Consider the following 10,223-nt stretch of genomic DNA (forward strand, 5'->3'; position numbering starts at 1 on the left):
TGCCCTGAAGCCTTTCCAAGGATGAGTTATCCAGGGGTTCGATATCTTCTGAGAAAGCGAAGTCGCAGCTACAGGTGTCACGAGAGGGACTGCGCTCGTCTAGAAGAACCAAGTAATGTAAGCCAGTGGCAATGCAACTGGCTTGTTGGGTGTATATGACTCCAATGACACGACCAAAATCACCGTTGGGTACTTGAAACCAGCGCACCCATTCACCGAGATGAAATTTCTGCTGGGGTAACTCGTTAGGAACTATCTCTGGTAGGGCTACTGGCGGAATTTGGGGGAAGATATCAAGCATAAAAATCTACTTAATTGCAGATTAACCAAGAACAGTAAAGATCAGGAATAATTCCGTTTTGTAAACAGAAAGTTTCCAGCACAGTGAACAATAGTTACCCATGTCAAGGTTAAGACCTCACTGTTTTCTTTTGAATCACCAAACCAAATCCCCTCAACTTGGTTGCAAGTCAATACCGGAGTTGGTTGTTGTGCTTAATCATAGTTTACTCGCTTATAATGGTACAACTACCTGGATACACGAAAATTTATGATTTACTTGTGTTTCTTGTAGGGTGCTACTGCTGATACCTGTTCTAAAAGCTCTGTAATTGTCGGTTGAATTACCTCTAGTTTGATAGCTATAAGGTTAATAGTGTGAGCAACTTCAAGAATTTGTAGCACTGTATCTGGTCGTTTCTCAAATTGAGAACCCCAGTTTTTATCGATTGTTTGGTACGAGTAGACCCCAAAAGTTGCTTCTGTGAGCGATCGCACGCACGCGGCTCTATACCCTCTTTTTTCTGGCTTTGGGCTTTTAACGTACAAACGGCAATATTCTAGTGGTTCCATTGACGGTTTCTTCTGATTACGTCAATTAATGATTTTGTCGCCTGTAGCACCATAAATAATACTCACTGTATATGGTAATCGTTTAAACTGATTTTCGTTACCTGTTTAGAGGTGATACCCGCTTCTACAAGGCTTATTTTTCTGAGCTAAAATCAATACAGCACAAGCCCCCGGCTTAAGCTTAGGTCAATGCAGAAAGAAAATTAACGCTACTAGTGGGTATCAATGGAGCCTATGGCATTATATGCTGCTAGTTACCTTGTCACAAAATTGAGTAGCAGTTTACGGTGATACTCCCTGCGATCGCTTCATGAATTTATCTTCCTAATACCTGCTTCACCAATAAAGTTAAGGTAGTGTATGATCTTGACTTTTGTGGAGATGGCAGAATCTCAAAAGCCGATGTGCGTCTACGCACTTCTTACCTAACCAGAAGTTTGCCTTGAGTTTTCCCTGCTGCGATCGCACCATTATTTGCAGTAAAAACTTTAATACCTGGAACAGTCACATAATCACCATCATCGGTAATTATCTGTGTGACTCCTGCTTTGTCCATCGCCTCCAGTATCAGCAAGTCATAACCATCAAGTAATTGAGTTTGGAATCTGGTAAGTGCCGCATTACTTGTTTCTTCGCTCACCAAAACATCAGTACATACCGCAGTCGATGTCACCTGGCTCCAAGCTGCTTGAACTTGAGCAACAACTTTTGCTCTTTCTGTTGAGTAGTTATGGCGGTAGTCTTTGGATGAAAATTTAGGATTAGAAGAAAATATTCCTTTTTGTGTTTGCTCAATATTATGTGCTAATTCTGCTAGTGAAAGACCGCAGTATAAAAGCAATGAGTTAGCAGAAATAGCTTTGGCAATGTAGGAAGGATACTCTGTAATCTGATAAGCACAAGATGAAATACTGGCATTAGTATAGCTATACCAATACCAGGCGTTTGTATCGACTAAGAAAATATCATCATTTTTCGGAGCGTCAGACTGGATATCAACCACTTCAGCCTGAACTTTGTAGTTGACTCGCATTACTGTGTATTTGCTTGTTCGCTGATAACTTGGTCTACTCTACTACGGAAATCAGGATCGGAGTAATAGCGCTTTGAATTTTCGATTACTAGTTTGAGTATTTGCTTACCAACCGTGTTTAAATTGGAAAATTTCAACAGACGATTGAGGGTTTCTGGCTGAATATCGCGAAGTAATTGCCCAATAGCAAAATTAAAGAACGGGGAAGCAAAAATTTCTACTCCTGCGAAGTCTAGCTCAACTGCATTCAGAGCTAATAATTCTGGATGAACCAAATCGTACACCTTCTGACCATCGCCAGGTGTAATACAGTTTTTGCCTATTAGGGTTAGGATTTCGTGTTTCATAGTCCGCACATCACCCTTAAAACAACGGCTCGTCATCTGGTTCAAGCTCCAAAGCATAATACGATTCGTCGCACAGGAGTGTAATATTGACCAGTGTTCCTCCAAAGAAACTTTGTCTATTTTCGTAAATTTCCTGTTTTTCATCTATTGTCGCACATCCATCATGGCTTAAAATTTGAAGTTTTCCCTTATTTATATGAACGAATTGTTTTAAATAGTCAAGACCAATACCACCCGTCACTCGTCCACCCCTGGTAGTTGTCCCCTTTTGAAAAGCCCATTGCAATGCTTGATCTGCTGATAAGTTGGGATTTTTCTGGTAATCGCGCACATTCTTAGGTATTCCTACACCAAAGTCAACTACACTCAGTTTTAGTTTGCCCAGCTTGGGATAGTGCTGTCCGCAGCTAAACACACCGATATCAGTTCGTCCATGTTCAAAGGCGTTGGCATATATTTCCCAAGCAGTTGATACAATAACAGACCTTAAAAAATCGCTGATGTGAACCCAGCCTCTACCCAGCCATTGCTCTGCTAAGTAGTGAACTAAACCATCTCTATCTTGGTATCGGTCTTCTCTGTAGGGAATGGAATTACCTTGCCAAGGTTCCTCACTAGTGTTAAAAGCGTAAATGAAGCCGTTTTGTTTAAGGTTCACGCAAACGTGGTTTTTCACTGTGTCCCAGTCAAAGATGACTTTACCACCGCGTGACTCAATCAGTCGAGCTAAACCACCTAAAAACGCAACGGCATTTTGTTGTAAAAAGAAACACTGAGAAAAATCAAAAATTACTTCTTTTGTATCTTCTCCGACTTGCTGCCATAGTTGGAACAAGCGGTCAAAGTCCTTAGGTTCGTCGTTGATAGTTGGAACTGTAACAATGAGGCTCACAAAAGTGATTGTAAAGCGTTAACTAATATAATACTAAGTATAAATAGCCGATTGGGCGAGTCCTTCCCTAGACAAATATGGACAGGCTTCTCCCAAGGGGAGACGCGAAGCGCGAACATCCGAGTAATTGGTTGGGTGTTGCGGATCTTTAAAACAAGCCTGTCCATATTTGTCGTGGGTTGTTGCAGGGGGTGTTTAAAATTGAGCCTCAAGTCAGTTTTCTCACAATTCCCCTTTGAAGGCTTTGTCAAGGATGGAAGGTAACAAAGCATCAAGTTCTTTCATTGCCTGTTCTCTCATTCGTTTCATTGTGTCTTTTTTGGTTTGCAGTTCATCGAGGTAGGCAACGATGCGGCGTTGCTCAGATAGGGATGGAAGAGAAATTGGCATTGCTTTGAGTTTTTGGGCGTTGACATTCGCCTGACCAGTCATTTGTTTACGTTCACTGAACATATAAGCTCTTCCACTAGGCGAATTAATATACGCAGCAACAAGCCTTGGTTCTGCTTTACTCTGGTCAAGACGCAAACGAATTATGTAAGATGCAAACGCATACTCCCCTTCAACCTCAAAAACAGCACATTTGCCGACTAGTTCCGCACTATTGGTTCTATTAACAAGAATGTCGCCTTTTTTCAAAAGTAGTCTTTCACGCTCTTTGTCATTGAGATGGAGATACTTCAAATCACGTAAGTCTAAACACCCTTTTTGAATGTTTCCCATTCGTAGAATAGGCGTTGCTAATTTATCATCGTTAGTTTTCTCAGATGTCCCATAACAATCATCAATCACATAATCTCCTAGCTTTCCTTGAATCCACGCTTTTTCTTGACTATTTTGAAATAGATGAGAAATTGTTACACCAGTTAGTAGTTCTGTTTCCTCAAGTGCTTGTTGACGTAGCGATCGCACTTCCTCAACCTTCCCCACCAGTTCCTCAACCCGCGTCATAATCCGCCGTTGTTGCTCCAGTGGTGGCGGGAGTTCTGGCAGTTCTTCAAAACTACCATCTTGTCGTTTCCTCACAACCTCCAAAAAGTTGCTGATAGCTGACTGAATCTCACTATCAACCATTGGCACTAAAATCTTCATCAATTTTTGACCATTGACGTTAGGCTGTGCAGAGCCTTCCTTTTCATCTAAAATCTGTGTCCAGTAAGCATCAGATTGAAAAAATGAATAAAGATACTCAGGTTCTACCAGTGGTTTTGGGCGAATTCGTATCAAGTAGGAAGCAAAAACAGCGTATGGAGCTTCTTTAACAAGATGTGTTTTTCCAGTTGTTGCACCAGTTCTTGCAAACAAAATGTCATTAGGGTAGATCAGATACTTTTCTGGCTCATCACATTTGCAATAGGGTACAGTATCCCAATTCATTCCACCATCTTTTAAATCAGTAATCCGAACAAATTTTGCTCCTACTTCTTCAATTGACGCACTAGCGGTAAAACCATATTGTGGATTTTCGGCAAGTTCAGAAAGAGCTACAGATGGGTAGTGTAATTGATTTAAAGTATTAAATATAATAGTTGAAGCAGCCCGAACCATTAATTCTGCTGGAGTCTGCTTAAATGTCAGTTTTAACATAGATAAGTATTTATATCAGCAAGCGAATCTAACCTTCCAACATACTCTTAATATCTGCCATAATTTCAGAGATTCGCTTATCTTTCTCTAAGATATCAGCCACTAACTGCTCAGGCGGTAAATGCTCAAAATCCTGCTGACTATTTGGATTTTTTCGGTCAATATTGTAAATTACCCAGTAAATAGCATCTCCTTTAGCTTTCTCATTTTTCGCAATCTCGCGCTGAATTTGCTCCTCAGTTTGAGCCTGTTTCACTTCATCTTTAAGTAACTCAATCTTATTCTTAATCTGTGTAACTTCTTTAGGTAGGGAAAAATCCAAAATTGAATTTTGTAAACTTTGGATTTTCTCAGCTAATTCCTTAACTGTCTTTGCAAGCTGATTAGCCGTTTCCTCTGCTTTTTTACCAGCATCCCAATGAGGCGTTGCTTCTTTTATTGCCTGCTTATAAGCTTCCCTAAAGTTATATTTATAAGCTTGTTCATTCTCCTCTCGATTCTTCCACCATGCCACACATTCAGCAAAATCTTCATCCTGTATCGGCTTAGTTTTTGTGAAAGTTTTTCGTCCTTCTGGTAATGGAATTTCATAGTACCAAATTTCATTCGTTTGTCCAGAACGGTCAAAAAATAACAAATTTGTGGGAATGCTGGTATAAGGCGCAAACACCCCATTAGGTAAACGGACAATGGTATGCAGATTAAAATTATTGAGCAAATCTTCCTTGATTTTGGCGCACATATTATCCCCGAATAACACCCCATTGGGAAAAACTACTGCTGCGCGTCCTGGTTTGGGTCTTTGTCTGAGACGACGCATAATCAACTGAAGGAATAACAACGCCGTTTCCTTGGTTTGTCTATCTGGGGGAAAGTTATTTTTAATTCTGTCTTCTTCCTCACCCCCAAACGGCGGATTTGTGAGAATCACGTCTACCCAATCCTTTTCACCCATCTCCGAAAGGGTAAACCGCAGACTATTTCCATCATCAATATCGGGATATTCAAACCCATGTAACAGCAAACTCATGTGCGCTAACATCAAAGGCAAGGATTTTGGCTCACCGCCAATAATGCTTTTTTGCAATATCTGCCAATCTTGGGCGCTACAATTCTTTTTCAGGAATTCATACGCCTCGACCAAAAAACCACCAGTTCCGCAAGCAGGGTCAAAAATGGTTTCTCCCAGCTTTGGTTCCATCACCTGCACGATAAACCGCACTACGGGACGGGGGGTGTAAAACTCTCCTGAATCTCCCGCAGCGTCTCGCATTTCCTTCAGCATGGACTCATAGAGGGTGCTGAGGAGGTTCACTTCTTCTGATTTATCAAAGTGAATCTCATTTACCTTACTCAGCACATCCCACAGCAAAGTCCCGCTAGTCATGCGGTTATTGACATCTTTGAAAACTTTGGCGATGACATCAGCGCGATCGCGTCCGGTTTTGCTTTTGAGATTCCGCAAATAGGCGAGTAAGCCTGCACCTTTCGTGCCATCTGGTAAAATTGCCTCATCATTGTTGATGAAACTTTTCAGGCGATCGCCAGTAAAATTTTCATTAGCTGCCCAATCTCGCCAGCGATAAGGCGGTTGAATAGTTGGTTTATAGGAAATTCCCTCCAATTCTGCTTCTACTTCGTGCAGTTTTTCAGAATCATCCAAAAGTTTCAAGAACATGATCCAAGTAAGTTGAGGGAGGCGATCCAATTCTCCATTTAACCCCTTATCCGTCCGCATAATGTCCCGCGCTGACTTAACCACGCTACCCAGTTTTTGGGCGGTGGTGACGGGTTTATCGTTTTGTTTGGTAGTACGTTTTGCCATTTCTTTACGCCGAATACAGTAGATTTTGCAGCTGTTGTACTGCATCCTTAAGTTGCTGAACCCCACCAAACCGTTGAGCAATTTCAGCTACATTGCCATATTTATCAAAGTCGCGGTTAGCCTTAAAAGTCGTTGGAATATTAAACTCATCTACCCCTTTTTGTGCATACTTGTCCAAAACCATCTCTAAAATAGCCCTTGCATCTTCTCCGTACTGCTGAAAGAAATCCGGATTGCGACGGCGTAAACTTTCAGCCCGTTGCTTGCAAGTCAACACAGGAGCATCAAAGGCAATATGACATAATAAATCAAAAGGGTCAGCATCGGGTTGATTGCTAAGTTTTTTCAACTCTTCAAAATCAATTCCCTTATCTGCTAGCAAATCAATAATTTGCGATCGCCCTTGCGGATCGACCCAGCGTTGCTGTATTTCTAGGGTAGAACGATAGAGAATGCGGACTTGTTCCCTAGTGTGGTCAATCAGTTGAGATACCCGCAGCTTATTATCTGCATCTAAATCGTAAATTTTTTCCTCAACTATCTCTTCCGTTCCCCCATCTACATAAAACTTACGGGGTAGTTCCTCATCATTCTCTGTTAGTCCCCTAAAGCCAGCTTTTTCATCCTCTTTAAATTCCTCTTCTCCCGGTTCTGCTGACTCGAATTCTTGCTCACTCTCCGCAATAACATTCCCCGCATCATCAATTTCTGATTTGTTAATTAAAGCGGGTTCGCCATCAAAATCTCTGTCTTCAAACAGCACTGTGCTTTTGGTGTAATCAATTATATTAAACGATAACTTCCCCCGCTCCTCGCGCACGCGGGTTCCCCGTCCAATAATCTGTTTAAAATCAGTCATTGACCGAATTACACGCGCTAACACAACATTTTTACAAGTGGGAACATCCACCCCTGTTGTTAAAAGTCTGGCAGTTACCGCAATAATATGTGTTTCATCCAATACATCTTTAAATTTATATAAATGTCCCTTACCTACATCACCAGCGTCTGAGGTGATGCGAGAAATATAGTCATGGTTATCTTTGGTGATGTCTGTGTTGAGGTTGCGTAACTCCTTAATCATTGCTTTAACATGTTCCTCATTCACACAAAAGACAATGGTTTTAGCGTAACGGTTTGTACTTTTGAGAAAATCCGTAATATGTTGGGCGATCGCTTTTGTTCTTGCCTTCCTTACCAACTTCCGCTCAAAGTCTGGCGTTTGATAAACTTCATTAGTAATTGTGCGTCCATAGCGGTCAATTTCTCCAGCACTTGCCCGCCATCCGTCTTTATCAGAACGGGTTGTAACGCGATAAACTCGATAGGGAGCTAAGAAACCATCATCAATCCCTTGTTTAAGCGAATACGTATAAAGCGGATTACCAAAGTAGCGATAAGTATCAACGTTATCATCTCGTAGCGGTGTCGCCGTTAGTCCCAACTGGTAAGCAGGCTCAAAATACTCTAAAATTTTCCGCCAGTTACCCTCATCTCTAGCGCTACCTCGATGACACTCGTCAATAACAATTAGGTCAAAATAGTTACGGCTATATTCTTTATAAAGTCCGGGACGTGCTTTATCTGTAGCGATCGCCTGATAAATAGCAAAATAAATATCCCGTCCTTTTTTCGCTTCCCCCTGAATTTTATAGATTTTCTCCTCATCAAAGGCAGAAAAATCCTTATTCATCGGGTCATCAACCAAAATATTCCGGTCAGCTAAAAACAAAATTCTGGGTTGACGCGATTCCCCAGAGACATTCCACTCCATACTTGAGAGTTTCCAGCAAATTTGAAAAGCTGTAGTGGTTTTACCCGTACCCGTTGCCATCGTCAGCAACAGACGATTTTGACCTCTGAGAATTGCTGCTAGGGCTGCATTAATTGCATTGCGTTGATAGTAACGCAGTTCTCTTCCTGATGTAAGATAAAACGGAGTCACCAGTTTCTCAGCAATATCTGGTCTAATTTGCTTATCTCCTTCCCCAGTTAACCTTCGCCAAAGTTCATCAGGACTGGGAAACGATTCCATCACATCAGACTGCTTACCCGTGATGAAATCAAACTCTACAATTCCTTGTCCGTTAGTCGAGTAAGCAAACTTCACTCCTAGAAGATTGGCATAGTCTATTGCCTGTTCCAGCCCCTCATCAGCAGTTTTATGCTTCCGTTTCGCCTCGACTACTGCTATGGGGTAATTGCCGTTGTACAGCAACAGGTAGTCTGCAACCTTTCTTTTAGCACGCGGTTGGCGCTTATTCTTTGGTCTAATTTTGCCATCAGTGAAGGGATACTGCTCAGTATAGTCATGGGGTTTCTTTTCCCACCCAGCATCTTCTAACTTTGGCTCAACGTACTTACGGCAGGTATTTGCTTCATTGCTCATGGTTTATTGCTTCGTTGCGAGTTTTTCCAGCTTAACCGCTAACTCTGTATAAATCACGTCTAACCATACCGCAATCACAGGCTTACCTGCATCCAAAGATGCGATCGCCTTTTCTCGGTCATACTCCACTAACGAAAGCGATCGCTCCTGTGCTTCCAACAACAACATAAACCGCTTGCCTTTACCTGAAGTAAATAACTCTGGCTCTTGGTCTTTCAGCTTTTTCAACGTGGTGCTGGCTATGTCAAAACTTAACCCCACAGATAACCAATATGACATTGCAGCCAGTTCCAGCAAGTTTGATTTTGAGTAATAAATACTACGTCCAGTTCCAGTCTCACTGATGACAGGAACAATCACCCCCCTTTCTCGCCAATACTGTAGCTGACGGAGGGTACAGCCTGTGATTTCAGCAGCTTCCTTGCTTGTAAAAAATGTCTCCTGCATACAATTTATTTTACAGAAGACTTGTTTAATACAAATGTGTTAGTATTAGACAATATTGTTTTAAAGCGATGAGTCAAATCACTATTCAGTGTCGCCTTGTAGCCTCAGAGTCATCACGCCAACAACTATGGGAGTTGATGGCACAGCTAAATACGCCACTGATTAATGAACTACTGCGTCAGGTAAGCCAACATCCAGAGTTTGAAACTTGGCGACAAAAGGGCAAACACCCGACTGGTATTGTCAAAGAACTCTGCCAACCTTTGAAAATTGACCCTCGCTTTATTGGTCAACCAGGAAGGTTTTACACAAGTGCGATCGCATTGGTGAATTACATATATAAATCATGGTTTGCGCTGATGAAGCGATCGCAGTACCAACTTGAAGGTAAAATTCGCTGGTTGGAGATGCTCAACAGTAGACCTCTTGCAAAAGTCGGTCAGGAAGATTCGGTCTGTGAGAGATGAAGCTCATAATTGTAGAGAGCAGCAATCAGATTAAACCGTAAACTAAATCTTTTTCGCCGATTTCTATAAGTAAGAGACAAAATTTTAAATACCTTTAGTTTTCGATTGATATGCTCACCTAAAACTCGAATTTTGGCTAATTCTTGATTCCTCTTTTTATCCTGTTCGCTTAATTTACCACCATAAGGGCTTTTTCTTGGGAATCCGACTATTGGTATGTAGTTTTTGAATTCCTTGATAACCTTTGTCTCCTAAACATTCAATGTTTTCTCTCAACTTCACTTTACTATTTTTAAATATGCGGAAATCATGCTCTTTACCCTTACCATGAGGCGGCATCTTTTCGGGGGAATTATTCCTCCGAAAAATGCCTTCCGTGCAGAT

10 protein-coding genes and 2 pseudogenes are annotated in these 10,223 nt (G+C 41.5%); 1 reads left to right on the forward strand and 11 read right to left on the reverse strand.

The window, feature by feature from the left end:
* From PI95_RS33030 to PI95_RS33070, 9 genes are all read right to left on the reverse strand, one after another.
* On the reverse strand, window positions 1-301 hold a 301-nt coding region (locus tag PI95_RS33030), incomplete at its 3' end, for a hypothetical protein (protein WP_201280706.1).
* A 254-nt stretch (window positions 302-555) separates the two neighbouring features.
* On the reverse strand, window positions 556-852 hold the full coding sequence (locus PI95_RS33035; protein ID WP_052324796.1) for a hypothetical protein: 297 nt from the start codon (window positions 850-852) through the stop codon (window positions 556-558).
* Between the two features lie 421 nt (window positions 853-1,273).
* Window positions 1,274-1,885 carry a hypothetical protein gene (locus tag PI95_RS33040; protein ID WP_039740011.1) on the reverse strand — a complete coding sequence of 204 codons (612 nt, stop codon included), beginning with the start codon at window positions 1,883-1,885 and terminating at the stop codon, window positions 1,274-1,276.
* On the reverse strand, window positions 1,885-2,232 hold the full coding sequence (locus PI95_RS33045; RefSeq protein ID WP_039740657.1) for an STAS-like domain-containing protein: 348 nt from the start codon (window positions 2,230-2,232) through the stop codon (window positions 1,885-1,887). The genes PI95_RS33040 and PI95_RS33045 overlap by 1 nt, the downstream gene beginning before the upstream one ends.
* A 16-nt stretch (window positions 2,233-2,248) precedes the next feature.
* The gene (locus PI95_RS33050; RefSeq protein ID WP_039740009.1) at window positions 2,249-3,124 is read right to left on the reverse strand and encodes an ATP-binding protein; all 876 of its coding nucleotides are present in this window, start codon (window positions 3,122-3,124) and stop codon (window positions 2,249-2,251) included.
* Between the two features lie 222 nt (window positions 3,125-3,346).
* Window positions 3,347-4,711, reverse strand: coding sequence for a restriction endonuclease subunit S (locus tag PI95_RS33055; RefSeq protein WP_039740006.1), 1,365 nt, complete (start codon window positions 4,709-4,711; stop codon window positions 3,347-3,349).
* A gap of 28 nt (window positions 4,712-4,739) precedes the next feature.
* Entirely contained in the window at window positions 4,740-6,536 is a 1,797-nt protein-coding gene (locus PI95_RS33060) for an N-6 DNA methylase (protein ID WP_039740003.1), read from the reverse strand.
* Window positions 6,537-6,540: 4 nt separating this feature from the next.
* Window positions 6,541-8,925: an EcoAI/FtnUII family type I restriction enzme subunit R gene (gene hsdR, locus PI95_RS33065; protein ID WP_039740001.1), complete on the reverse strand. Its 2,385-nt coding sequence runs from the start codon at window positions 8,923-8,925 to the stop codon at window positions 6,541-6,543.
* A 3-nt stretch (window positions 8,926-8,928) separates the two neighbouring features.
* Window positions 8,929-9,372, reverse strand: coding sequence for a MerR family transcriptional regulator (locus tag PI95_RS33070; RefSeq protein ID WP_039739999.1), 444 nt, complete (start codon window positions 9,370-9,372; stop codon window positions 8,929-8,931).
* 68 nt (window positions 9,373-9,440) lie between these two features.
* Between PI95_RS33070 and cas12k the strand changes: the two are divergent.
* Window positions 9,441-9,791: pseudogene (gene cas12k, locus PI95_RS33075) on the forward strand (type V CRISPR-associated protein Cas12k); the annotation flags it as partial.
* 20 nt (window positions 9,792-9,811) lie between these two features.
* On the opposite strand, the gene PI95_RS33080 reads toward cas12k, so the two are convergent.
* Together PI95_RS33080 and PI95_RS37600 are read right to left on the reverse strand one after the other, a co-directional pair.
* Complete coding sequence (locus tag PI95_RS33080; protein ID WP_163519414.1) at window positions 9,812-10,078, reverse strand: transposase family protein; 267 nt, start codon at window positions 10,076-10,078, stop codon at window positions 9,812-9,814.
* A pseudogene (locus PI95_RS37600) lies at window positions 10,014-10,223 on the reverse strand (hypothetical protein); the annotation flags it as partial. The pseudogene PI95_RS37600 and the gene PI95_RS33080, both read right to left, overlap by 65 nt.

It is taken from the genome of Hassallia byssoidea VB512170 (assembly GCF_000817785.2).
GTDB classification, from domain to species: domain Bacteria; phylum Cyanobacteriota; class Cyanobacteriia; order Cyanobacteriales; family Nostocaceae; genus Hassallia; species Hassallia carrinoi.